26 protein-coding genes are annotated in these 24,021 nt (G+C 62.8%); 12 read left to right on the forward strand and 14 right to left on the reverse strand.

Annotated elements, in window-relative coordinates; genetic code table 11:
- Positions 1-16 precede the first annotated feature (16 nt).
- The 3 genes from BLS48_RS03900 to dapD all read right to left on the reverse strand — a co-directional run bounded on the left by BLS48_RS03900 (position 17) and on the right by dapD (position 1,676).
- The gene (locus BLS48_RS03900) at positions 17-394 is read right to left on the reverse strand and encodes a DUF805 domain-containing protein (RefSeq protein WP_167364938.1); all 378 of its coding nucleotides are present in this window, start codon (positions 392-394) and stop codon (positions 17-19) included.
- Positions 387-749, reverse strand: a complete 363-nt coding sequence (locus tag BLS48_RS03905; protein WP_091575714.1) for a DUF805 domain-containing protein — start codon at positions 747-749, stop codon at positions 387-389. The genes BLS48_RS03900 and BLS48_RS03905 overlap by 8 nt, the downstream gene beginning before the upstream one ends.
- Before the next feature lie 72 nt (positions 750-821).
- Positions 822-1,676 (reverse strand): 2,3,4,5-tetrahydropyridine-2,6-dicarboxylate N-succinyltransferase, encoded by an 855-nt coding sequence (gene dapD / locus BLS48_RS03910; protein WP_091575715.1) that lies wholly within the window; start codon positions 1,674-1,676, stop codon positions 822-824.
- A gap of 227 nt (positions 1,677-1,903) precedes the next feature.
- Between dapD and BLS48_RS03915 the strand changes: the two genes are divergently transcribed.
- On the forward strand, positions 1,904-2,743 hold the full coding sequence (locus BLS48_RS03915; RefSeq protein ID WP_091575716.1) for an LOG family protein: 840 nt from the start codon (positions 1,904-1,906) through the stop codon (positions 2,741-2,743).
- 51 nt (positions 2,744-2,794) lie between these two features.
- On the opposite strand, the gene BLS48_RS03920 is transcribed toward BLS48_RS03915, so the two are convergent.
- Positions 2,795-3,502, reverse strand: coding sequence for a pyrimidine 5'-nucleotidase (locus BLS48_RS03920; RefSeq protein ID WP_091575717.1), 708 nt, complete (start codon positions 3,500-3,502; stop codon positions 2,795-2,797).
- Between the two features lie 161 nt (positions 3,503-3,663).
- On the opposite strand from BLS48_RS03920, the gene BLS48_RS03925 reads away from it, so the two are divergent.
- The 3 genes from BLS48_RS03925 to BLS48_RS03935 all read left to right on the forward strand — a co-directional run bounded on the left by BLS48_RS03925 (position 3,664) and on the right by BLS48_RS03935 (position 6,231).
- Positions 3,664-4,425: a GGDEF domain-containing protein gene (locus BLS48_RS03925; RefSeq protein ID WP_091575718.1), complete on the forward strand. Its 762-nt coding sequence runs from the start codon at positions 3,664-3,666 to the stop codon at positions 4,423-4,425.
- A 187-nt stretch (positions 4,426-4,612) separates the two neighbouring features.
- Positions 4,613-4,795 (forward strand): hypothetical protein, encoded by a 183-nt coding sequence (locus tag BLS48_RS03930; protein WP_091576192.1) that lies wholly within the window; start codon positions 4,613-4,615, stop codon positions 4,793-4,795.
- Positions 4,792-6,231 (forward strand): GMC oxidoreductase, encoded by a 1,440-nt coding sequence (locus BLS48_RS03935; protein ID WP_091575719.1) that lies wholly within the window; start codon positions 4,792-4,794, stop codon positions 6,229-6,231. Before BLS48_RS03930 ends, BLS48_RS03935 begins: the two co-directional genes overlap by 4 nt.
- A gap of 88 nt (positions 6,232-6,319) precedes the next feature.
- Here BLS48_RS03935 and BLS48_RS35550 read toward each other — a convergent pair whose 3' ends face one another.
- Complete coding sequence (locus BLS48_RS35550; RefSeq protein WP_167364939.1) at positions 6,320-6,487, reverse strand: hypothetical protein; 168 nt, start codon at positions 6,485-6,487, stop codon at positions 6,320-6,322.
- Positions 6,488-6,581: 94 nt separating this feature from the next.
- Between BLS48_RS35550 and BLS48_RS03940 the strand changes: the two genes are divergently transcribed.
- On the forward strand, positions 6,582-7,082 hold the full coding sequence (locus BLS48_RS03940; RefSeq protein WP_091575720.1) for a MarR family winged helix-turn-helix transcriptional regulator: 501 nt from the start codon (positions 6,582-6,584) through the stop codon (positions 7,080-7,082).
- A 54-nt stretch (positions 7,083-7,136) separates the two neighbouring features.
- Here the strand turns inward: BLS48_RS03940 and phhA are convergent, their stop codons facing one another.
- Complete coding sequence (gene phhA / locus BLS48_RS03945) at positions 7,137-7,973, reverse strand: phenylalanine 4-monooxygenase (RefSeq protein WP_091575721.1); 837 nt, start codon at positions 7,971-7,973, stop codon at positions 7,137-7,139.
- Positions 7,974-8,113: 140 nt separating this feature from the next.
- Between phhA and BLS48_RS03950 the strand changes: the two genes are divergently transcribed.
- Together BLS48_RS03950 and bchE are read left to right on the forward strand one after the other, a co-directional pair.
- Positions 8,114-8,590: an Lrp/AsnC family transcriptional regulator gene (locus tag BLS48_RS03950; protein WP_091575722.1), complete on the forward strand. Its 477-nt coding sequence runs from the start codon at positions 8,114-8,116 to the stop codon at positions 8,588-8,590.
- Positions 8,591-8,700: 110 nt separating this feature from the next.
- Positions 8,701-10,248, forward strand: coding sequence for a magnesium-protoporphyrin IX monomethyl ester anaerobic oxidative cyclase (bchE, locus tag BLS48_RS03955; RefSeq protein WP_091575723.1), 1,548 nt, complete (start codon positions 8,701-8,703; stop codon positions 10,246-10,248).
- Positions 10,249-10,409: 161 nt separating this feature from the next.
- On the opposite strand, the gene argB is transcribed toward bchE, so the two are convergent.
- Both argB and BLS48_RS03965 read right to left on the reverse strand, forming a co-directional pair.
- On the reverse strand, positions 10,410-11,303 hold the full coding sequence (gene argB, locus BLS48_RS03960) for an acetylglutamate kinase (RefSeq protein ID WP_091575724.1): 894 nt from the start codon (positions 11,301-11,303) through the stop codon (positions 10,410-10,412).
- A gap of 219 nt (positions 11,304-11,522) precedes the next feature.
- Positions 11,523-13,019: an amidase gene (locus BLS48_RS03965; protein ID WP_091575725.1), complete on the reverse strand. Its 1,497-nt coding sequence runs from the start codon at positions 13,017-13,019 to the stop codon at positions 11,523-11,525.
- Between the two features lie 150 nt (positions 13,020-13,169).
- On the opposite strand from BLS48_RS03965, the gene BLS48_RS03970 reads away from it, so the two are divergent.
- The 4 genes from BLS48_RS03970 to msrB all read left to right on the forward strand — a co-directional run bounded on the left by BLS48_RS03970 (position 13,170) and on the right by msrB (position 15,926).
- Positions 13,170-13,709, forward strand: a complete 540-nt coding sequence (locus tag BLS48_RS03970; protein ID WP_091575726.1) for a sigma-70 family RNA polymerase sigma factor — start codon at positions 13,170-13,172, stop codon at positions 13,707-13,709.
- Positions 13,706-14,428: an anti-sigma factor gene (locus BLS48_RS03975; protein ID WP_091575727.1), complete on the forward strand. Its 723-nt coding sequence runs from the start codon at positions 13,706-13,708 to the stop codon at positions 14,426-14,428. The genes BLS48_RS03970 and BLS48_RS03975 overlap by 4 nt, the downstream gene beginning before the upstream one ends.
- A gap of 223 nt (positions 14,429-14,651) precedes the next feature.
- A complete protein-coding gene (locus tag BLS48_RS03980; protein ID WP_091575728.1) occupies positions 14,652-15,209 on the forward strand; it encodes a fasciclin domain-containing protein in 558 nt (185 codons plus the stop codon).
- A gap of 213 nt (positions 15,210-15,422) precedes the next feature.
- On the forward strand, positions 15,423-15,926 hold the full coding sequence (msrB, locus tag BLS48_RS03985; protein ID WP_091575729.1) for a peptide-methionine (R)-S-oxide reductase MsrB: 504 nt from the start codon (positions 15,423-15,425) through the stop codon (positions 15,924-15,926).
- Positions 15,927-16,044: 118 nt separating this feature from the next.
- Here msrB and BLS48_RS03990 read toward each other — a convergent pair whose 3' ends face one another.
- Both BLS48_RS03990 and BLS48_RS03995 read right to left on the reverse strand, forming a co-directional pair.
- The gene (locus tag BLS48_RS03990; protein ID WP_091575730.1) at positions 16,045-17,640 is read right to left on the reverse strand and encodes a DHA2 family efflux MFS transporter permease subunit; all 1,596 of its coding nucleotides are present in this window, start codon (positions 17,638-17,640) and stop codon (positions 16,045-16,047) included.
- Between the two features lie 22 nt (positions 17,641-17,662).
- Positions 17,663-18,844 (reverse strand): HlyD family secretion protein, encoded by a 1,182-nt coding sequence (locus BLS48_RS03995; RefSeq protein ID WP_091575731.1) that lies wholly within the window; start codon positions 18,842-18,844, stop codon positions 17,663-17,665.
- Between the two features lie 128 nt (positions 18,845-18,972).
- Between BLS48_RS03995 and BLS48_RS04000 the strand changes: the two genes are divergently transcribed.
- The gene (locus BLS48_RS04000) at positions 18,973-19,707 is read left to right on the forward strand and encodes a TetR/AcrR family transcriptional regulator (RefSeq protein WP_091575732.1); all 735 of its coding nucleotides are present in this window, start codon (positions 18,973-18,975) and stop codon (positions 19,705-19,707) included.
- 47 nt (positions 19,708-19,754) lie between these two features.
- Here BLS48_RS04000 and yihA read toward each other — a convergent pair whose 3' ends face one another.
- The 4 genes from yihA to yidC form a co-directional block, all read right to left on the reverse strand.
- Positions 19,755-20,414: a ribosome biogenesis GTP-binding protein YihA/YsxC gene (gene yihA, locus BLS48_RS04005; protein ID WP_091575733.1), complete on the reverse strand. Its 660-nt coding sequence runs from the start codon at positions 20,412-20,414 to the stop codon at positions 19,755-19,757.
- Positions 20,411-21,049 carry a CatB-related O-acetyltransferase gene (locus BLS48_RS04010; protein WP_091575734.1) on the reverse strand — a complete coding sequence of 213 codons (639 nt, stop codon included), beginning with the start codon at positions 21,047-21,049 and terminating at the stop codon, positions 20,411-20,413. The genes yihA and BLS48_RS04010 overlap by 4 nt, the downstream gene beginning before the upstream one ends.
- Before the next feature lie 426 nt (positions 21,050-21,475).
- The gene (locus BLS48_RS04015) at positions 21,476-22,036 is read right to left on the reverse strand and encodes a fasciclin domain-containing protein (RefSeq protein WP_091575735.1); all 561 of its coding nucleotides are present in this window, start codon (positions 22,034-22,036) and stop codon (positions 21,476-21,478) included.
- Positions 22,037-22,206: 170 nt separating this feature from the next.
- Complete coding sequence (yidC, locus tag BLS48_RS04020) at positions 22,207-24,018, reverse strand: membrane protein insertase YidC (protein WP_091575736.1); 1,812 nt, start codon at positions 24,016-24,018, stop codon at positions 22,207-22,209.
- Between the last annotated feature and the right edge of the window lie 3 nt (positions 24,019-24,021).

The following is a 24,021-nucleotide window of genomic DNA, read 5'->3' on the forward strand; positions in this document are numbered from 1 at the left end:
GATATCCGATCGAGCCTCATGACTGGGCCGGCTCGTTGGTGCGCCGGCCATAGCGGTTGGGTCCAGGCTGCCCTGGAAACAGGCACAACACAAGGAAGGCGACGATCGAGACGACCGGCACGAACAGGATCAGCGCGGCAATGCCCGGCTTGTCGAGATCGTGCAGCCGCTTCACCGCCAGCACGATGTTCGACCATAGCGAGGCGATGAAGGCGATGAAGAAGATGAACGACCACATGTTGCTCTCCGCCGAACCTTCCGGCACCAGCGTGAAGCGATAGAGCGGAAAGGCCTGGATGATGGCGACGAGCAACCCGCCAAGAAAATAGGCCGCGCGGCTGACGCGGCCCGAGGTTTTGAAGAAAAGCCAAGTGAGATCTGATCTGTCAGGCAAGCGGGTCCGGTCCGTATTGATTGGCACCCCTGGTGCCTTCGAGGATGCCGAGTTCGACCAGCAGCCAGATGCCGCCGATAATGGGTACCAGGCAGATCAGCGTCCACCAGCCCGACTTGTTCCGGTCGTGCCAGCGTTTGGCGTAGAGGGCAATCGCGAAATAGATCGATGCCAGTGCGACGAGCACGCCGATGATGCCAACCTGGCCGCCGCTGGCGGTGGTGAAACGTGTGCCGAGGATAGCGTCGAGAATGAAGGCAACAATGCCGATAACAATGAATACGCCGATGCCAGCCCAGAATTTGGCCCGATTGATGCGGCCGTCAAAACTCGTCAGCAGATACTTCCAGTCCATGTCACCCCTCCACGTTGAATCAGCGCGACCGATTGTCGCGCCGGCGGAAGGTGCGCTCGCTTTCCGCAAAGATCAATCGCGCAGCAATTCGTTGATCGAGGTCTTGGAACGGGTCCTGGCGTCGACGCGCTTGACGATGACGGCGCAGTACAGGCTGGGCCCAGGCTCACCATTGGGCAAGGGCTTGCCCGGCAGCGAGCCGGCGACGACGACGGAATTGGCCGGCACCTCGCCATAGAAGACCTCGCCGGTGGCGCGATCGACGATCTTGGTCGACTGGCCGATGAAGACGCCCATGCCGAGCACCGAGCCCTCGCGCACGATGCAGCCCTCGACCACTTCAGAGCGCGCGCCGATGAAGCAATTGTCCTCGATGATGGTCGGGCCGGCCTGCATCGGCTCCAGCACGCCGCCGATGCCGACGCCACCCGACAGATGGACGTTCTTGCCGATCTGGGCGCAGGAACCGACCCCGACCCATGTGTCGATCATGGTGCCCGAGTCGACATAGGCGCCGACATTGACGAAGGACGGCATCAGCACGGCGCCCGGCGCGATATAGGCCGAGCGGCGCACGATCGATCCCGGCACGGCGCGGAAGCCCGCCTTCTCGAAATCGACGGCGCTCCAACCGTCGAACTTCGACGGCACCTTGTCCCACCACACGGCCTGGCCTGGACCACCCTTGATGATCTCCATCGGGTTGAGCCGGAAGGACAGCAGCACCGCCTTCTTCAGCCACTGGTTGACATGCCACTTGCCGTCGGCCTGACGCTCGGCGACGCGGGCTGTGCCGCGGTCGAGCAGGTCGAGCGCCGACTGGATGGCGTCCCGCGTCTCGCCCCGGGTTGCCGTCGAAATCGTGTCGCGTTCCTCGAAGGCCTTCTCGATGGTCTTTTCGAGGCTTGCCAGATCGGCGTTCGACATGAATTCGCTCCATTACCAAGCTGTTAAGGGGCTGCGCCTTAACCTGTTTTGAAAGTCGCGCGGACCCTAAGCATGCTTCGCCTGCCTAGGTCTTTGCCTGTAACAGGTTCTTGTCGCAAAACCGCAGGACACTTTTGCGGAACCTGCTTAAGTGAAGCCCTGGTGAGGGTCAATCGCGGCTGCGTCATGGGACGGCGCAAGTGAAGAACTGGACGGGTAACGCAACTATGACTCCTATGGAAAAGGCGGGATGGACGCCGCTGCCGCATTCGGATGAGGATCTGGAGCGGTCAAGAAGCGTGCCGGACACGCCGCAGACGCGGGCCGAAACATACCGGCTGGCGTGGAACGACCCCGACTTCATGACGCGGCGCGAACTGCGCGCGGTCAGGCTGCAGCTCGAACTCTTGAAACCGGAAATGATCCTGGCCGAGCGCGGCATCCGTTCGACGGTGATCCTGTTCGGCGGCGCGCGCCTGCCCGAGCCCGGTGGCGCGGCCTGGGCGGCCAAGAACGAGACGCAGAAGAAGAACCTCGAGGAAAACAGCAAATACTACGAGGAGGCGCGCAAATTCGCCCGCCTCTGCTCGCAGCAGTCGGCTGCCTCATACTACCGCGAGTATGTCGTGGTGACCGGCGGCGGGCCCGGCGTGATGGAAGCCGGCAACCGTGGCGCCGACGATGTCGGGGCGCCGTCGATCGGCCTCAACATCGTGCTGCCGCACGAGCAGGCGCCGAACGCCTATGTGACGCCGGAGCTCTGCTTCAACTTCCACTATTTCGCCATCCGCAAGATGCATTTCGTCATGCGCGCCAAGGCCGTGGCGGTGTTTCCCGGCGGCTTCGGCACGATGGACGAGTTCTTCGAGACGTTGACCCTGATCCAGACCGGACGCATGGAGCGCGTGCCGGTGATCCTGTTCGGCAAATCCTTCTGGAAACGGGTGATCGACCTCGACTTCCTCGCCGAACAGGGCACGATCAGCCCTGGCGACCAGGACATCATCGATTTCGTCGACACCGCCGACGAGGCCTGGGGGATCATCAGCCGCTTCTACAATCTGTGAGAGCGTGGCGGAGTCCTTTGCGGGCCGGCATCACCTGAATATCGGCAACCCTCAGGCAGCGACCTCGACGATCGCCGTCAGGAAGCCGGCGAGATCGTCGGTGACGAAATCGACATCGTCTTCCTGGGCAGGATCGCGCTCCCAGATTTCGGAAAAGGTCGGCTCGAAATTGCGCGGCACCACGAGCACCGTGGTCATGCCCAGCGACTTCGGCACCGAAAGGTTGCGGGCAAGATCCTCGAACATCACCGCATTGTGGCCGGTGACGGCGTGGAGCTCCGCGAACTTCTCGTAGGTCTGGCGCGCCGGCTTGGGATTGAGCCCGGCGGCGACGATGTCGAAGATATCGTCGAAATGGTCGAGGATGCCGAGTTGGCGTGCCGTGCGCTCGGCGTGCTTGCGGTCGCCATTGGTGAAGATGAACTTGCGGCCCGGAAGCTGGCGGATGGCGGTGCCGAGAACGGGATCGGGCACCAGCCATGAATAGTCGATGTCATGCACCTTCTCGAGGAAGTCGTCGGGGTCGATGCCGTGGCGCGTCATCAGCCCGTTCAGCGTCGTGCCGTATTCGCGGTAGAGCTCCTTCTGCAGCTTGCGCGCCTCGTCGCGCGGCAGTGCCAGGAGCTCGCCGACATAGGCGGTCATCTTGACGTCGATCTGCGAGAACAGATTCGAATGGTGCGGATAAAGCGTGTTGTCGAGGTCGAACACCCAGTCGGTGACGTGAGCGAAGCGGGCGGGATCGGGGAACGTTGTCATGGGCTCCTTATGGCATGAAACGGACACTCTGAAAGCGACTTTATCCACAACCTATGCGCGTCGAGAGGGCAGAAAATGCCGTCACGATTCAAATTTTAGACATCCGGGAAAGGTGGCCTTCAGGGCTTGCTGGCAGAGAGACAATCCTGTGGGAGCAAGCGATGAGTCGTATATTTCTGAAGTCCGCCGCGATCGCCTTCGCCTCCGTCGCCGCCTCTCTTCTGCTGACGCTGATCATCGTTCCGGCAATGGGATTTCCCATCAACAGGACGATCTGGCTGACCTCGACGGTTTGCCCGCTCGTCATTGCGTGGATCGCCGGCGCCAGCACATTCTGGCAGAGCGACAGGCTGAAGAACGCGCATCGCGATCTCGCCCGGGCGCACGCCCAGCTCGCCGCCGCGCATCGCCGCCTCGAGGAAAAGGCGAGCCGCGACGACATGACCGGCATGCTCAACCGGGAGAGCTTCTTTGCCGCACTCGATGGCTCCAGGCGCAAGTCCGATCGTGGCGCGTTGCTGATCATCGACGCCGACCATTTCAAGAGGATCAACGACAGCTTTGGCCACCTGACCGGCGATGACGCGTTGCTTTTGATCGCCAGCGCGATCGAGCGCGGCGTGCGCAGCGGCGATGTGCTCGGCCGCATCGGCGGCGAGGAGTTCGGCGCCTTCCTGGTCGGCGCCACCGAACAGGAGGCCAAGCGCGTCGCCGAGCGCATCCGCCGCGAAGTCGAACTGATCCGGTTCCGGCCCATCGACGAGCGGACCATTCCGCTCACTGTCAGCATCGGCGGCACCGTCTGCGGCGCGGAGGCCAACGTTTCGGACCTGATGCGTGCCGCCGACCGGCGCCTTTACCGGGCCAAGCACGGGGGCCGCAATCTGACGATCCTCGACACGGATATCTCCGCGGCGGCGTGATTAGTCCGCCGATCCGGTACAACCGGCCTGTTAACGAATTTCTAACCCTGTTTGCATCCGGTTGCACCGTTTACCCGGTTTTTCGCTGACTTGCGGGCAAGCTTGGCACGAAATTGGCTTTTCCTTCAGGGCATGTGCCGTTCAGGGAATGCCATGCGCAGTCGAGGCCCCCATCGAGAGACCTGTCATGAGTTTCTTCAAGAAAATATCGCGCCGCACGATCGTGCAGGCGCTGATCGCGCTGCCTGCCCTGTCACTGTTCCGCAAGCTGCCTGATGCCAACGCTTCCGATGGCGATCCATCCCACGCCGACCCGAATGAAATCGTGGAGGTCAATGGTTGGATCCTGAAGCGGAGCGACCTGGCATGATCTTCGACAGCTACGAGGCGTATCGCGCCACCAGCTTCAAGCCGAAGGTCTGCATCCTCGGCTCCGGACCGGCCGGCACCACAATCGCCCGCAAGCTTGGCGCCGCAGGCATTCCGGTCGTGGTGCTGGAGGCTGGATCGAGGGAGTTCAGCGACGAATCGCAGGATTTCTACCGTGGCACCACGGTCGGGGATTTCTATTTCGATCTCGACATCACCCGGCTGCGCTTCATGGGCGGCAGCTCGAACCACTGGGCCGGCTGGTGCCGCGTCCTCGACAAACAGGATTTCGAGCCAAAGGCCTGGGCACCCGATACCGGCTGGCCGATCCGCCGCGCCGATATCGAACCCTATTTGCCGGAGGTGCACGATATCCTCGAACTTCCCGATTTCCGGCCGGATGTGCCGATCTCGGACGACATTCGCTGGGTGCAGCTGATCAAGAGCCCGGCGGTGCGTTTTGCTGAAAAATTCTCCGACGAGCTCGACAAGAGCAGGAACATCGCGGTCGTGCTCAACACCTATGCCACCGAGCTTGCCGGCGACGGCAAGCGAGTGACAGGCGCGAGGCTGTGGTCGAACGGACAGGATGCCGGCTTATTCAGCGCCGACTATTTCATTGTCTGCACCGGCGGACTGGAGAATTCGCGGCTGCTTCTATGGTCGAACCAGCGCTCGAACGGTGGCGTCGTGCCGAATGCGACGGCGCTTGGCCGCTACTGGATGGAACACCCGACCTTCGAGGGCGGCAATGCCATCCTGGCCGACTATGGCGAGTTCGAGGTCGATGCCGTCAACGAGGCCTTCTTCTCGCCGACGCTGGCCGCCATGGAGCGCCTGCGGATCATGAATTTCGGCATCAGGCTGATCGAGACGCCTTATGCCGGGATCAAGCACGTGATCGCCGACCTCGCCTGCACGGCACCCGACATGGCCGAGTGGGTCGCCTATCAGCTCAGCCAGAACCTGCGCTGTGCGGCCCAGCTCTATGTCGCGTGGGAACAGGCGCCGCTGGCCTCCAACCAGATCGAACTGTCGAAGACCGATGTCGACCATGCCGGCGTGCCTCGCATCGAGCTGCACTGGAAGAAATCGGAGCTGGAACGCCGCACGCTTGTCGAAGGCCTGAAGCTGTTCGGCACGACACTCATCGAGAAGGATCTCGGTCGTGTTCGTCTCATGGACTGGATTGCCAACGGCGAGGATTACCCGACCGACGAGGAGACAGCGGGGCACCATCACATGGGCGGCACGCGCATGGGCACCGACGTCACCAAGAGCGTGGTGGACGCCAACTGCAAGGTGCACGGCATGGACAATCTCTATGTCGGCGGCTCCTCGGTGTTCTGCACATCCGGTCAAGCCAACCCGACGACGACGATTACCGCGCTGGCCTGCCGGCTGGGCGAACATCTGAGCAAGGTGGTCGCCGTCTGAGCGGCTTTCCGCGGCAAGCTCGTCCCTGCCGTTGCAACGTCATGCCTGCCGGCGCCGCTAGCGGCACCGGCAGAACCCCGGCATGGTCTCAAAAACCGTAGACGGCGATGCGCAGCAGCACGGCAGCGGCGGCCAGCGCCACAAGCAGAATGCCGAGGCCGATGGGGGAGCCCCAGCCGTACCATTCCATCGCCAGCTTGGCGTATTTGAGCTCCTCCTCATGCGAGAGGGGCTGCCGCTGTTGAATCAAGCTCATTTTTCACTCCTGGTCGGCGGCTCGCTCTTGCCTTGTCCGAGTCGGAGCCGCATATTGCTGTTACAGTCTAAATGTTAGACGGATAGATAATTAGATGATCGAAGTAAATTCGTCAAGCGAGAATCGCGACGAGATGACGAGGGCAATCGGCCTAGCCATCATGCAATGGCAGGACGCGACGCAGGCCTATGACGAAGCGGTGGGGGCGAGGCTCGGGCTGAACATGGCTGAACGCCATTGCATCGGGCTGCTCCATGGCGGCCCGCAATCGGCCGGCGCGGTCGCGACCGCGACCGGGTTGACGCCGGCCGCGGTGACCGCGCTGATCGACCGGCTGGAGGCGCGCGGCCTGCTGACGCGCACGCGCAGTCTGGAAGACAGGCGCAAGGTGGTGATAGAGGCGACCGAGGCGACGCGGGAACTGTCGGAGCGCTATTACGGCGCCATATCGCGGGAAGGCGAAAAGGTCATCGCCACCTTCAGCGACGCCGAACTCGCCACCATATCGCGCTTCGTCAACGCCACGCTCGACCTGCAGCGCGACCAGTTGGCGCGACTGAAGGCCGAGGGGCCGGACACCCCAAACGGGCGATAGGGGCGCCGATGGCTCCCGCCCCATTTGGGGCGGGAGATCGCGACACGCGGAAAGCTAGACCGTGGCCGGGTCGAGCGCCGGCTGGCCCTTGCGACGCGCGACGATCGCCGCGAAATCGGCGGTCTGGAAAGCATCGCGCAAGGCATCGAAGGACGGCAGCACGAAATAGGCGCGCTGGAACTTGTCGATCTCGTAGCCGGTGCGCATCACGGTTTCGAGGTCGAAGGGCACGTGATGGGCATCCTTGCTTTCGACGGCAAACTGCAATTCGGTAAAGGACGACATCAGACCGGCGCCAAAGGCCTTCAGCGGCTGGCCGCTCTCCTGCATCAGGCCATACTCGGCCGTGTACCAGTAGAGCCGGGTGATCATCTCGTCGCCACCCAGCGCGATGATGTCGCCGGCCTTCTTGCCATACATCTGCATGAAGTCGGCGAACACCGGTTGCGACAGCACCGGCACGTGGCCGAAGAAGTCGTGGAACATGTCTGGCTCTACGATGTAGTCGAGTTCCTGCCTAGTCCGCAGCCAGTTGGTGACCGGGAAGCGGCGGTTGGCGAGATGGTCGAAGAAGGGCGCCGCGGGAATGAGACCCGGCACGGCGACGATCTCCCAGCCGGTCAGTTCGCGCAGCTTGGCGCTGACCTCCTCGAAGTCGGGGATGCGGTCGAGAAGGCCGAGTTTTTCGACACCGTCGAGATAGGAGTGGTGGGCGAGCTTGTGGGTCAGTTTGGTCTGGCGGTCGCACAGCGTGCGCCACACCGCCTGTTCCTCGGCGCTGTAGTCGTAACCCTGCGCCACGGTGAAGTCGGCACGGCAGACCGAATAGTCGCCGCGCAACCCTTGCGCCGCGCAATCGCGGGCGTATTCGGCAACGCTCATCGTCGTCATGGTTTTTCTCCTCGCAAATCATGAGTGGCGAATGATGCCATCAGGCTAACCGGATCCGCCGAGGCAAATCGGTTTTGATGATGGCTCGAACGGAATATTCGAGATAACATCCACTCAATTAGTGCATCCACGGAGTGAAAATGCCTCAATTCGATGATTTCGAGATCAAGATGCTCGATGTCCTGCAACGCGATGGACGCAAGCCCGTCTCCGAGCTGGCGCAAGAGATCGGCCTGTCGACGACGCCGTGCGCGCGGCGTTTCGAGGCGCTGCAGGATGCCGGCATCATCAAGGGCTTTGCCGCGGTGATCAGCCGCCGGGCGGTCGGCCTGATGGTCGAGGTGTTCATCCAGGTTCGCCTTGTCAGTCACAGCGACGGCTCGCCCGAAACCTTCATTGCAGCCGTGCAGCGCATGGACGAGGTGTCCTCGTGCTGGACGATGACCGGCGACCATGATTTCCTGCTGCATGTCATGGTGCCGTCGGTCGACGAGCTCAATGCCTTCGTCATGCACCGGCTGATGCGACTCGACGGCGTGCGCGACGTGCACACGCAACTGGTGCTGCAGAACATCAAGGGCCCCGGCCACGTGCCGCTCGGCCATCTCAGGCGATGATGGTGCTCGGCATTCCTGCGGAAAAGCTGCACGCAAACTGCTGAAACGGGCCAAGCGCGCGTCCATATCGCCGGCCAGCATGCGCGGACCAACTTCCCAGGAGGTCCGCCATGAAAATCGTCCTGATCAATCCGCCGCACACCGCCATCGGCAGCCGCGTGCCGGACGACCACCTGCCGCCGCTCGGCCTGCTGGCGCTCGGCGGTCCGCTGATCGATGCCGGCCACGAGGTGCGGCTCGTCGATGCCGAATTCGGGCCGATGCCGCTCGACATGGTGGTGCGCAACGCGCTCGACGACTGTCCCGACTTCGTCCTGATCGGCCATTCCGGCTCGACCTCGGCGCATCCGACCGCCCTGCTCATCGCGCGCATGATCAAGGATCGCGAACCGGCGACCATCATCATCTATGGCGGCGTTTTCCCGACCTATCACTGGCGCGACATCCTCACGGCGACGGAACTCTTCGACTTCATCGTACGTGGCGAGGGCGAGGCGACCGTCGTGGCGCTGGTCGAAGCGCTGGAGATGCACCAGCCGCCGGCGAGCGTGGCCGGCATCGCCTTTCGCGACGATCTGCGCCGTCCCTTCGCGACGCAGCCGGGAATGACCATTCCGGAACTCGACGCCTACCGCGTCGGCTGGGAGCTGATCGACATCAGGCGCTACAGCTATTGGGGCGGCAAGCGTGCGGTGGTGATGCAGTTTTCGCGCGGCTGTCCGCATCTGTGCAACTATTGCGGCCAGCGCGGCTTCTGGACCCGCTGGCGGCATCGCGATCCGGTGAAATTCGCCAAGGAGATCGCCTGGCTGCATAGAGAACACGGCGTCGAGCTGATCAACCTCGCCGATGAGAATCCTACGGTTTCGAAGAAGGCCTGGCGCGCCTTTCTCGATGCCATGATTGCGCAGAACGTGCCGGTGCTGATCGTCGGCTCGACCCGTGCCGACGACATCGTGCGCGACGCCAACATCCTGCATCTCTACCGCAAGGCCGGAATCATCCGCTGGCTGCTCGGCATGGAAAACACCGACGAACAGACGCTTCAATTGATCCGCAAGGGCGGCAGCACCTCATCCGATCGCGAGGCGATAAGGCTGCTGCGCCAGCATGGCATCCTGTCGATGGCGACCTGGGTGGCCGGCTTCGAGGATGAAGGCTTTCGTGATCTGTGGCGCGGCTTTCGCCAGCTCATCGCCTATGACCCGGATCAGATCCAGGCGCTTTACGTGACGCCACACCGCTGGACACCGTTCTTCAGGATCGCGCGGGATCGCAAGGTGATCCAAAGGGATGCCCGGCTGTGGGACTACAAGCACCAGGTGTTGCACATGACGCGGCTGAAGCCGTGGATGCTGTTCTTCAGCGTCAAGCTGATCGAGCTGGCGGTGCAGTCTCGGCCGAAGGCGCTGGCCCGCGTCCTGTTCCACAAGGATCCCGAGCAGCGACACTCGATGCGCTGGTACACGCAAATGGGCCGCCGCGTCTGGTTCCGCGAGGTCTGGGGCTTTCTGGCCCGCGACCGCCGGGTGCAGGACGGCCCGACGCTTGCCGAGTTCTGGGGCGCGCCGCAGGACGCCGAGGAGGAATCGATGACCGTTCAACGATCAGCGCGAAAGCTGACATCATCCGGGATCACGATTTTGCCGAGCCCCTGACTGTTACTGCCCTCGGTTAAGGTGTGTTGAGATTCAGGTCAGGCCGAGCCGAAAACGGTGGCTTTCGAGAACCGGAGCGCAGCGGACGTTCGGGTCCGTGAGCACCGGAAGCCGAAAAAGCCGTCGTTTGCAGGCCGGCATCACCTGAATATCAGTACACCTCAGGGAACGATCAGCGTGCCGGCGCCGTGTTCGGTGAACAGTTCGAGCAGCACCGCATGCGGCGTCTTGCCGTTGAGGACGACGACGCCTTCGACGCCGCGCTCGATCGCCTCGATGCAGGTTTCGACCTTGGGGATCATGCCGCCCGACACCGTGCCGTCCTTGATCAGCGCCTTGGCCTCGGCGACGGTCAGTTCGTCGATCAGTTTCTTGTTCTTGTCGAGCACGCCCGGCACGTCGGTGAGGAACAGCAGGCGCGTGGCCATGCAGGCGCCGGCAATGGCGCCGGCGAAGGTGTCGGCATTGATGTTGTAGGTGTGGCCGTCGCGGCCAGGCGCAACCGGCGCCAACACAGGGATCATCTCGGAGCGCGCCAGAAGGTCGAGCAGAGTGCGGTCGACCTCGACCGGCTCGCCGACGAAGCCGAGATCGAGCACGCGCTCGATGTTGGAGTCCGGATCGATCATCGTCTTGCGCGCCTTTTCGGCGAACACCATGTTGCCGTCCTTGCCGCACAGGCCGATCGCCCATTCGCCCTCGGCGTTGATCAGCGCCACGATCTCCTTGTTGATCGAGCCGGCCAGCACCATCTCGACGATCTCCACCGTCTTCTGGTCGGTGACGCGCAGGCCGCCCTCGAACTTGGATTCGATGCCCATCTTGGCCAGCATGGCGCCGATCTGCGGACCGCCGCCATGGACGACGATCGGATTGACACCGGACTGCTTCAACAGCGCGATGTCGCGGGCGAAGGCCTTGCCGAGTTCGATATCGCCCATGGCGTGACCGCCATATTTCACCACGACCGTCTTGTTCTCGTAGCGCTGCATGTAGGGCAGCGCCCGCGAAAGCAGGGCAGCCTGCATTTCGGCGGTGGCGGTGATCTCCGTCATCGGCGTGGTTCCCGGCTTTTGGTTTCATGCATGCCGTTGTCCCAAAACCGCTAGGCACTTTTGGGGCGACATGCACTTGGTTTATGCCTGTCGTTGTCCCAAAACCGCCAAGCACTTTTGGGCGACATGCACTTGGAAAGAACGGCGGCGTCTTAGCGGGAATTGCGGCGGCCCGCAAATGGCATTGCTGTCATATTCGAACGCCTCACGACGTCGTCATCATGATGGCACCTTCAGCGGCGCCCTGCGGCCCAGCCAGCCCGAGATCTTCTCCATCTGCGCCGCCAGCGACAGAAGCGTCTCCTCGTCACCCGGACGGCCGGCCGCCTGGATGCCAAGCGGCAGGCCGGCGTCGGTGACATGGACGGGCAGCGCGATCGACGGCTGGCCGCTGACATTCTGGATCGCCGGCCAATGGGTGAACCAAAGGCTCTTGTCCATCAGCTGGCCGAACAACGGCTTCAACCTCAACAAGGGCGTGAGGTGCAGCTTGTCGAGCAGGTTTTCGATGAGGTCATCGGCGCCTTTCGGATCCATGGCGCCGCAGGCGAGCGGCGGGTGGGCAATGATCGGCATCAGCACGGCATCATACCGCGCGGTCTCCTCGATCAGGCGTCGCGAGGTGGCATGCAGCCGCTGCAGGCCGGCATAGGTCTCGCCGGCCGAGACCATTTCGCCCAATCGGCCGAGCACCCGCGTGGCGCGTTCGATGTCGCCGGCAACCGAACGGCCGACGCGCAGCGCTTCGGCCCGCATCGTGCCGGCGACGGCCGAGGCAACCGTCCTGCAGAAGTCGGAGATGAAATCGCGCCCGATGAAGGGCAGGTCGATTTCCTCGACCGCATGGCCGCCCTCGCGGGCAAGCGCCACCGCCGTGTCCAGCGCCTTCAACGTCTCCAACGAAACCGGCAGGTCGAGCGGGGATTTTCGGTACACGGCCAGTTTGAGCTTGCCGGGATCGCGTGCGGCGGCGGCAGTGAATGTGCCTTTCGGCGGCAACGCCGCATAGGGCGACAGCCGGTCGGGCCCATGGGTGAGATCGAGCAACAACGCTGAATCGCGCACCGACCGGGTGACGGCATGGTCGACCACCATGCCGTACCAGCTTTCGCTCACCAATGGCGTCAATGGAATACGGCCGCGCGACGTCTTCAGGCCAACAAGCCCGGTGCAGGCGGAAGGCACGCGGATCGAGCCGCCGCCATCCGAGGCATGCGCCACCGGAACGACGCCGGCGGCGACCAGTGCCGCCGCGCCACCCGACGAGCCGCCGCTGGTGTGACCGGTGTTCCACGGATTGCGTGTGATGCCGAAGGCCTTGGATTCGGTCATTAGCCGCAGCCCGTGCTCCGGCGCTGTCGAGGTGACGATCGGAACGAGCCCAGCGGCAAGATAACGGTCGGTCAGCACCGAATTGACATCGGCCAGCCATGCCGGAATGCGGCTGCCGCCATGTGTCGGTACACCCTTGATGGCGATGCCGAGGTCCTTGATGGCGAAGGGAACGCCGGCCAGCGGCAACGAGCGGTCGATGGTCTTCGCCCGCGCCCGTGCGGCCTCATAGAGCGGCTCGGCCGTGGCATTGATGTCGGGACGGGTGGCTTCGGCGCGTGCAATCGCCGCTTCGGTCAGTTCGATCGGCGAGACCTCTCCCTTGCGGACAAGGTCGGCAAGGCCGGTTGCGTCTTGCGCCCACAGTGTATGCCCAACCGACATGCGCTCTCCCCCGTCACAGCCGGCAAGCTAGCCAGTCGTGATTCCGTTGGCAATCGATGGACCGATCCCGGCGGCAAACGCGACAGGGTTTGGCGTGCACAAGGCGATTTCCGTCGTTGCAAATACATTGCGATCCCCTAATTTGCCTGCATGACGCCGCAGGACATCACCAAGCTGATCGTCCGGACTTCGATGAAGGATCGGGCCGCGTTCGACCTGCTCTACCGGCAGACCAGCGCGAAACTTTTCGGTGTCTGCCTTCGTGTATTGAATGACCGGGGAGATGCCGAAGAAGCGCTACAGGAGGTCTTCGTCAAGATATGGATGAAGGCGGACCGTTTTGCCGTCTCCGATCTGAGCCCGATCTCCTGGCTGGTGGCGATCGCGCGCAACCATGCGATCGATCGCATAAGAGCGCGGCGCAAGCCTGCGGTCGATATCGATGCCGCGCTCGACGTGGCCGATCCGGCGCCGGGGCCGGAGGCGATGGTGGTGGCGGGCGGCGAATCCGAACGCATCCATCATTGTCTCGATGAGCTGGAAAAGGACCGGGCAGCGGCGGTCCGGGGCGCCTATCTCAAGGGCGAAAGCTATGCCGAACTGGCGGAGCGCCATGGCGTGCCGTTGAACACCATGCGTACCTGGCTGCGCCGCAGCCTGCTGAAACTCAGAGAATGTCTGGAAAGATGACGCTCGCGGAAGACAACGGACCGGAACGCGGAGGCGACGACCTGCTCGCCGCCGAATACGTTCTCGGCGTGCTGTCGGCGGACGAGCGGCAGATCGTTTCCCGACGCATCGACGCGGACACGGATTTCGCGCGGCTTGTCGACGGCTGGGAGGTCCGCCTTTCGGCCATGGCCGCCGCATACCCGGAAATCGAGCCGCCGGCTTCCGTCAAGATCGCGCTCGATCGCCGGCTGTTCGCATCAACCGCGACCGCGCCCGCCGAAGCGAGCGCCAGGCTGTGGGCCAGCCTGGCCTTCTGGCGTGGCCTCGCGGCAGCCGCGATCGCCGCGCTGGCGATCTACATTGCCGTGCCCTACCTCAATCCGCCGGTCGTGCAACCGCAGGCGCGCCTCGTCGCCTCGCTGGCCGCCGATGGCAGCGATGTCAAATATCTTGCCATCTATGATGCCGCGCATCACGAGGTCGGCCTGTCGCACGTCTCCGGTGAGCGGGCCACCGGCAAGGACTTCGAACTGTGGATGATCGAGGGCAAGAACCCGCCTGTCTCGATGGGCGTCATCCCCGTCGGCTCGACGGCGCATATCGTCGTCTCGCCGGCCGCGCAGCAGAAGCTCGCCCAGGGCGCGGTGCTCGCCGTCAGCCTCGAGCCGGCAGGCGGTTCGCCGACCGGCCAGCCGACCGGACCGGTGGTCGCGGCGGGCGATCTGAAGAGCATCTGACCAGCGTTCCCCACCACCAACATCACAAATGAAGACCAAAAGTCTATCCGCTTTCTCGTGCGCTGGTGGAAACTTGTGAGCCGCCAAAGCGTTTCCCGCCGAAATCTCGTCGTCAGGCAAATAGAATTAAAAAATCCCGATATTCTGAAACTCATGCGTTTGTGTTCCGTATCTCCTCGCGTCCCCAAAAAATGGGAAGAGAAAACCCGAGGAGTTTGACACCATGCGTAAATTCGCCACCCTTTTGCTTGCCGGCACAATCGCTGTTTCCGCGCTTGCCACCGCAGCCTACGCCGAAAACCCGATGGTTGGCGGCGCCGCCATGTACGCCAACAAGAACATCGTCGAGAATGCCGTCAACTCGAAGGACCACACGACGCTGGTAGCCGCCGTCAAGGCAGCCGGCCTGGTCGAGACACTGCAGGGCGCCGGTCCGTTCACCGTGTTCGCGCCGACCAACGAGGCCTTTGCGGCACTTCCGGCCGGCACGGTCGAGACATTGCTGAAGCCCGAGAACAAGGACAAGCTGACCAAGATCCTGACCTGCCATGTCATCGGCGCCAAGGCGATGGGGGCGGATGTGGCCGCGATGGCCAAGGCCGATGGCGGCACCCACAAGGTCAAGACGGCTGGCGGCTGCGAACTGTCGCTCAAGGCAGATGGCGGCAAGGTCACCGTCACCGACGAGAACGGCAATGTCGCCAATGTGACGATCGCCGATGTCGAACAGTCCAACGGCGTCATCCACGTCATCGACAAGGTTCTTTTGCCGAAGATGTAACAAGGGGCTTGCCGCGAGCGAAATTGCGGCAAGGGCTCTTCGTCGATTGCATGGTCTCGCTCCCGTGATCCGCAACCGACCCGCGCGCTCCGCGCCGTCCACGTTCAGATGTGGAACGGCGCGGAGTGTTCGTGCGAGGGAGCCACCGTCACCGGCTTTTGATTTCCGCGTGGCGGTATAGTTTGGCAAAGAGACAACAGGAGGAACCTGGTCATGAACCGTCGCGACTTTCTTTTGAGCGGTGCTGCCGCCATCGGCGTCGTCGGGGCCGCGGCCACCGTGCTGCGCATGGGCAAGCCGCAGGCCGCGCAGGCCGCCGAAAAGTTCGAGGTCACAAAGACCGAGGACGAGTGGAAAGCCATCCTGTCGCCGGCCGCGTTCGACGTGCTGCGCAAGGAAGGCACGGAATATCCCGGCACCAGCCCGCTGCTCAACGAACACCGCAAGGGCATTTTCGCTTGCGCCGGCTGCGACCTGCCGGTCTATCCGTCCGAGACGAAGTTCGATTCCGGCACCGGCTGGCCAAGCTTCTGGCAAGAGATCGCCAATGCCATCGGCAAGACCGAAGACCGATCGCTCGGCATGACCCGCACCGAGGTGCACTGCCGCCGTTGCGGCGGCCATCTCGGCCACGTCTTCGACGATGGCCCGGCGCCGACCGGCCTGCGTCACTGCATCAACGGCGTGGCACTGACCTTCAAGCCCGCTACGGCCTGACGAGATCCAACCGCGAAACAAAAAACTCCGGGCTTTGCGGCCCGGAGTTTTTTGCGTGGTCAGGCATTTTCGGGCGTGGACTGGAGGAGCTTCCCGAAATTTCTGTCCACGTGCGGTATCAGTGGCCGCCACCGCCGCCACCGCCGGCCGCGGCCGGCCTTTTGATCAGCATGGTGAACAGGCCGAGCGTCGCGAACAGCACCGTCAGCAGATAGAACACATCCATGAAGGACAGCAGCGCCGCCTGTTGCTGGACCATGCCCGACAGCTTGGAGATCGCAGCAGTCGTGGCGTCGAGGCCGGCGGTCTGCTCGAAGTTGAGCGTCATGTTCTGCAGCTTGGTCTGCGCGGCCGCGCTGCCCCATTGCACGTGCTCGGAAAGCCGGGCGTAGTGGAAGGCATTGCGGTCGATCAGCACGGTGTTGATGACGGCAAGGCCGACGGCGCCGCCGAGGTTGCGGGTGAGGTTGAACAGGCCCGATGCGTTCTTCAGCCGCTCGGGCGGCAAGGTGCCGAGCGCGATGTTGTTGATCGGCACCATGCACAGCATCATCGAACAGCCGCGCAGGATCTGTGGGATGAGCAGCTCATAGAAGTCCCAGTCGGCGGTCAGATGCGTCATCCACCATGTGCCGGTGGCAAAGCCGAAGAAGCCGATCATCATCATCAGCCGCAGGTCCATCTTGCTCGACAGGATGCCGGAGATGGGCGCGGTGAAGAACATGGCCAGGCCGCTGACGAACAGCGCCTCGCCGATCATCATCGAATCGTAGCCGCGAATGCGCCCGAGGAACACCGGGTAAAGATAGGTCAGGCCATAGAGGCCAACGCCGATGACGAACGAAAACAGCGAGCCGAAAGCGAAGTTGATGTTGCTGAACGCCTTCAGGTCGACGATCGGTTCCTCGGCGGTAAAGGCGCGCCAGAAGAACAGCACCGCGCCGACGGTCATGATGACGGCACAGATGAGCACTGCCTGATCCTGCAGCCAGTCATTGTTCGGGCCTTCCTCGAGCACATACTCCATGCAGCCGAGGAAGGCCGCCATACCGGCGAGGCCCCACCAGTCGAACTTGCTGAACAGCTTGAGATTGGGCTTGTCGAAGTCGATCAGCGACCAGGCCGCCGTCGTCACCAGGATGCCGGGCACGACATTGACCAGGAACAGCCAGTGCCAGGACATGGCATGGCTGATATAGCCGCCAACCGTCGGGCCAATGGTCGGCGCCAGCGTCGCCACCAGGCCGATCATCGGCGAAACGATGGCGCGGCGCGAGGGCGGGAAGATGGTGAAGGCCGCGGCAAAGACGCTCGGGATCATGCCGCCGCCGATGAAGCCCTGGACGGCGCGGTAGACGATCATCTGGTCGATGTTGGTGGCGGTCGCCGCCAGCGCACTGGCGGCGGTGAAGCCTGCCGCCGCTACCGTGAACAGCACGCGCGTCGACAGCATCCGGCTGAGGAAGCCCGACAACGGGATCATGACCACCTCGGCGATCAGATAGGCCGTCTGCACCCACGGGATCTCGTCGGAGCTGGCGCTGAGGCCGGCCTGGATCTCGGACAGCGAAGCCGAGACGATCTGGATGTCCAGGATCGCCATGAACATGCCGAACACCATCGCCAGGAAGGCGATGACGCGACGCGTCGAGATGGTGTCAGGCACCGCCGGCCTCGCCGGCAGTGATCCTGCTGTCAGGGTTGCGGTTGCCATGGCATTGCTCCCCGGCGTCCGATCAGTTCGATGCCGCAGGCGCGGTGCGGCTGTCGACGGCGACGACGACGCTCAAGCCGGCGCGCAGCCTGCCGCTCTTCAGCACGTCAGCCGGCACGTCGATGCGGACCGGAACGCGCTGCACCACCTTGGTGAAGTTGCCGGTCGCGTTTTCGGGCGGCAGCAGCGAGAACACAGCACCCGAAGCCGGCGCCAGCGACGAGACGGTTCCCTCGAAATCCTGGCCGTCGGTTGCATCGACCGAGATCTTGACCTTCTCGCCGGGAACCAGCCGCGCGAGCTGGGTCTCCTTGAAATTGGCGACGATGTAGAGCTTGTCCATCGGCACGATGACGGCGAGCTTCTGGCCGGGGCTGACGAGGTCGCCCTGCTCGACCGAACGGTTGCCGACGACCCCGTCATAAGGCGCCTTCAGCACGGTGAAGGAAAGATCCCGCACGGCCTTGTCCCGGCCGAGCTGCAGCGATGCCAGCGTGCTTGCCGATTCAGCGCGCTGTGCCTGCAGCACGCCGATATTGGCCTGCGCGGCGGCGATCTGCGCGTCGGCGCCGACAAGCGCTGCATTGGCTTGCTGGACCGCCGTCTGGGCATCATCCAGCTGCGCCTGCGTGCCGACATGCGTCTTGAGCAGCTGCGAGGCGCGCGCGGCGACCTTCGCCGCATTGTCGGCGGCGGCCTGGTCGGCGGTCTTCTGCGCCTGCGCCTGCTGCAGCGAGGCACGCGCCGCTTCGGTCTGGGCGTCGATGCGGTCGAGCGTCTTGCTCAACGTGGCGATCTGCGCCTCGGCCTGGGCAACGGCTATTCTGTAGTCGCCGTCATCGACGACGAGCAACGGGTCGCCAGCCTTGACCTTTTGGTTCTCGCTCACCTTGATCTGATCGACATAGCCGGAAATCTTCGGCGAGATGAACGCCATGTCGGCCTGGACATAGGCATCGTCCGTCGAGATCATGAAGCGGCCCGTGGTCCAGTAATTGTAGCCGTACCAGGCGCCGGCGCTCAGCAGGGCAACGCCGATGATCGGCAGCAGAAAAGAGCGAACGGAACGCTTCTTCCTGGCTGACGTTTCAACCGGAGCCGTGGTTACGGGTTCGACCGGTGCGCTTGGCGCTTCCGTCGCCGGGGCAACCTTGGCGTTGGGGAAGGGACGGACTTCGGCGGTGGTGGGCGCATTCGAGGACATGACATCTCTCTAAAATAACAATACTGAACCGTTCGGTTCGATCGGGCCGTTGACATAGCGCGGAAAGAGGACCATATCAAGAGCAATCGAACCGCTTGGTTCGAATTATTTTCCGAGGTGTGACTTTTATGGACGAGACTGCGCCCGACGTCGAAAACGAGCAGTGCGACGATCTGCTGGACACCATCCGCCGTGGCCGCCCGGCGGCCGGGCAGGATCCGGTCAAGCGCAGCCAGATCATCGACGGCGCCCGCCGTGTCTTCATCGACAAGGGTTTCGAGGCTGCGTCGATGAACGACATCACGCGCGAGGCCGGTGTTTCCAAGGGGACGATCTACGTCTATTTCGCCAACAAGGAAGAGCTGTTCGAAGCGCTGATCGAGGAAGAGCGCGGCACCATCTTCAAGAACATGTACGATGTGCTGGATCACGCCGACGACCTGCGCAAGACGCTGGTGAAGTTCGGCAAGGTGCTTGCCTTCAAGATCACGTCGGCCAAGGTCATCCAGGCGCAGCGTACGGTGATCGGCGCGTGCGACAGGCTTCCCGAACTTGGCGCGCGTTTTTTCGAGCGCGGCCCGAAACGCGGCCATGACAAGTTGATGGTCTTTCTCAATGCCGCCATCGAGCGCGGCATGCTGCGGATCGACGATGTCGATCTTGCCGCCTATCAGTTCACCGACCTGTGCCTGGCCGGCCTTTTCCGCCAGTGCATATTCGCCTACCGCACCAAAGCTCCGAGCCAGGAAGAAGTCGACCACATCGTCAGCTCCGGCGTCAGCGTGTTCCTGAAGGCCTACGGCACCGAAAGCCTTGCCGCGGAAGAGAGCCACCAGATGATTGCACTGGAGGCAAAGAGATAGAGCATGATCTTTTCCGAAAACCGGCTCCCAGTTTTCGGAATCATGCTCTAGCCGCCATTGGCGGCAAGCACGATCGCCGCCCGCAAGTCCTCGAGGCCCTCGGCCTTTTCCGACGACGTCGCCAGAACGAACGGAAATGCCGCCGGCCGTTTCTTGATCTTTTGCAGCGTCTCCTCGATCAATCGCGGCACGCCGGCGACCTTGATCTTGTCGGTCTTGGTCAGCACGATCTGGTAGGACACCGCCGCCTTGTCGAGCAGCGACAGCACTTCGTCGTCCTTGGCCTTGATGCCGTGGCGGGCGTCGATCAGCACATAGACGCGCTTCAGCGTGACGCGGCCCTTGAGATAGTCGAAGACCAGCTTGGTCCACTCGTCGACCTTCTCCTTGGGCGCGGTGGCGTAGCCATAGCCCGGCATGTCGACCAGCGCCAAGGGCGGCAGGTCGGCACCTTCGCCCGAAAATCCATCCGGCACGAAATAGTTGAGCTCCTGCGTGCGCCCCGGCGTGTTGGAGGTGCGCGCCAACCCTTTCTGGTTGACCAACGCATTGATCAACGAAGATTTGCCGACGTTCGAGCGGCCGGCAAAGGCGATTTCCGGCGGTCCTTCCGGCGGCAGGAATTTCATTGCCGGCACGCCGCGGATGAAGATCCACCCGCGCGTAAACAGGTCGATTCCGATCGTGCTGCTGTTCAGGGCGTTCAAGCTGCTGCCTCCAGAAGAGAGATATCGGCGCCTCTGATAGCATCGAGGTTGCGGCTGATCTTGTCCACCGGCCAGTCCCACCATGCCACCGCGAGCAACCGCCGGATCGTCCTGTCGTCGAAACGCATCTTCACCACCTTGGCCGCGTTGCCGGCGACGATCGCATAGGGCGGCACGTCGTGCGTCACCACCGACTTCGCGGCGATGATGGCGCCATCGCCGATCTCGACGCCGGGCAGGATCACCGCCTCCATGCCGACCCAGACATCACTGCCGACGATTGTGTCGCCGCGAACTTCCTTCGACCAAGTGACGGGGTCAAAACCCTTTTCCCAGCCATGGCCGAAGATATTGAACGGGTAGGTCGAAAAGCCGGACATGGCATGGTTGGCGCCATTCATGATGAAGCGCGCGCCTTCGGCGATGGCGCAGAACCTGCCGATGATCAGCTTGTCGCCAATGAAGGGGTAGTGATGCAGCACGCATTTTTCAGCGAACTTGTCCGGTCCGTCCGGGTCATCATAGTAGGTGAAGTCACCGATCTCGACGTTCGGCGCACTTACCAGCCCCTTGAGGAAGCCGACCCGCGTGTGCATCGGGATCGGGTGCTTGATGTCGGGGTTGGGTCCGGTCATGGGGTCTGGCTCCGTCGAATGATGTGGCCGGCGGTGCGACGAAAATTGAAATTCGCATCGCTCTGCAACGCAATGCGCGAATTTCGGGCTCAAGCCGCACAGGTCAAAATAGCGCGATCCGCTCGGCAGCACCAACGGTCTGCGGAACGCATCAACCTACCTGTTCATCGATGGAGCACTCCCGAACGAGAGCGAGCTTATAGGCATGCGTGGAGCCGGCGTCTACCCAAGCCGCGGGATCCCCGACAGGGATGACAGCGGACAATACGCTGGACGACAAAAAGAACCGGGGCCCTGTGAGGGACTACAGGACCCCGGCCTTTGCCAATGCGGCTTCCCAAGAAACATGGCGCCTCGTCATGAGGCGGGGAGGGCAAGCCGAGAAAGCCCCAACGGACTTGCCTTGATCCCCTTTGCCGGAAGCCGCTACTTCGGCAACAGCACCTTGTTGACGACATGGATGACGCCGTTCGACTGATTGACGTCGGCGATCGTCACCTTGGCCTCGCCACCGGACTCATCCATGACGTAGAGCTTGCCCTTCTTGACCTCGGCGATCAGCGTGTCGCCGGAAACGGTCTTCATCTCATACTTGCCGCCCATCGCCTTGGCCTTGGCCATCATGTCCTTGCCGGAGATCTTGCCGGCCACGACATGCGCGGTCAGCACCTTGGTGAGCTGATCCTTGTTCTCGGGCTTCAGCAGCGTATCGACGGTGCCCTTGGGCAGTGCCGCGAACGCCTCGTTGGTGGGCGCGAAGACGGTGAACGGACCGGAGCCCTGCAACGTGTCGACCAGGCCGGCGGCCTTGACGGCGGCGACCAGGGTTGTGTGGTCCTTCGAGTTGACGGCGTTCTCGACGATGTTCTTGGTGGCATACATCGGCGCGCCGCCAACCACCGGGTTCTTGGCATAGGCCGGGGCGGCGATCGTCGCACCGGCGACGAGCGCGGAAAGCGCGATGATCCTGAATGATGGCAAACGCATGTGTTCTTCCTCCGTGTGAGGGCTGATCGGAATTGACAGCCTTTGGAAATGCACACGCAGTCACGCCCCGCGACCGCTTGCAGTTTCGCCGATCACGGGAACGTGAACCGATGCTTGCCCAAATGCAAAAGCCCCGGACGAGCCGGGGCTTTTCACAAGAGAGGCGGCGGTTATTCGGCTGGCGACGGTTTCTTTCGGAACAGTGCGACCAGATTGTCCCACAGCTCGATTTTGGCGCCCTGGCGCTTCATGATCACGCCTTGCTGGAGGATCGACAGCGTGTTGTTCCAGGCCCAGTAGATGACGAGGCCGGCCGGGAAACCCGCCATCATGAAGGTGAAGATGACCGGCATCCAAGTGAAGATCGCGGCCTGGGTCGGGTCCGGCGGCGTCGGGTTCATGCGCATCTGCAGGAACATGGTGACGCCCATGATCAGCGGCCAGACGCCGATCATCAGCATGTGCGGCAAGGTGACCGGAACGAGGCCGAACAGGTTGAAGATCGACGTCGGATCGGGTGCCGCCAGATCCTGGATCCAGCCGAAGAACGGCGCGTGCCGCATCTCGATGGTGATGTAGAGCACCTTGTAGAGCGAGAAGAAGACCGGGATCTGCAACGCCACCGGCCAGCAGCCGGCAAGCGGATTGATCTTCTCGGTCTTGTACAGCTCCATCATCGCCTGCTGCTGCTTCATCTTGTCGTCCGCGTATTTCTCGCGGATCTCGAGCATCTTGGGCTGCACCTTCTTCATGTTCGCCATCGACGCGTAGGACTTGTTGGCGAGCGGGAAGAAGAGGGCCTTGACGATGACGGTGGTGGCCAGGATCGCCAGGCCGAAATTGCCGAAGAATTTGTAGAGCGTATCGATCAGCCAGAACATCGGCTTGGTGATGAAGTGGAACCAGCCCCAGTCGATCAAGAGATCGAACCGCTTGATGTGGCGGTCTTCCGCATAGGCGTTGATCTTGGCGACTTCCTTGGCGCCGGCGAAGATTTCGCTTTCCACCGTCGCCGATTGACCTGCATCGACGGTGATCGGATCGGTCAGGAAGTCGGACTGGTAGCGATGGCGGCCGTCCTCGAAATAGGCGTAGCGCGGCTGGAACGGCTGCTTTTCGGACGGCACCAGGGTCACCGCCCAGTACTTGTCGGTGATGCCGAGCCAGCCGTCGGTCGACTTGCCGGGGGTGGCCTGCTTGTCCTTTTCGATGGACGCGTATTTGTGTTCCTGCAGGCCTTCCGTGCCGGTGAAGCCGATCAGGCCTTCATGCAGCACGTAGGTGCTGGCGACGGCCGGCTTGTCGAAACGGGTGACACGGCCGTAGTTGGACAACGAGACGGAAGCCGCGCCCGAATTCTGCACCGTATCGGAAACCGTGAACATGTAGTTGGTGTCGACGGAAAAGGTGCGCTTGAAGGTCAGGCCCTTGTCGTTCGAATAGGTCAGCGTGACCGGTGTTGTCGGCGTCAGCGTCGCGTTGCCATCGACGGACCAAACCGTCTCCGGACCCGGCACCGCGCCGGTCTTGTCGTTGCCGACAAAGCCGATCTCGGCATAGTAGCCGTTGGGCAGCACCGCCGGGTTGAGCAGGCTGATCTCGGGCGAATTCTTGTCGACCGTCTCGGTGTAGTGCTTGAGCCTGAGGTCGTCGAGACGGGCGCCGGTCAGGTTGATCGACCCTTCGAGGCTCGGTGTGTCGATCTTGACGCGCTTGCTGGTCGCCAGGGCCTGTTCACGACCGGCCGGCGTCACGGCGTCGGTGCCTGGTGCGTTCGGAATGGCGCCGGGTGCCACCGGTGTCGCGGTATCGCCGGGGTTGGTGCCCCCGGCGGCCTTCTTCTGCTCCTCGACGCGCTGCTGCTCGATGCGGGCCGCCTCGCGCTGTGCTTCGCTGCGTGGCAACACGTAAAAATATTGCCACACCGCCAGAATCAGCACCGACAGCGCGATGGTGATGAAGAAGTTCCGGTTGTTTTCCATCGA

It is taken from the genome of Mesorhizobium qingshengii, assembly GCF_900103325.1.
In the GTDB taxonomy this organism is placed as follows: Bacteria; Pseudomonadota; Alphaproteobacteria; order Rhizobiales; family Rhizobiaceae; genus Mesorhizobium; species Mesorhizobium qingshengii.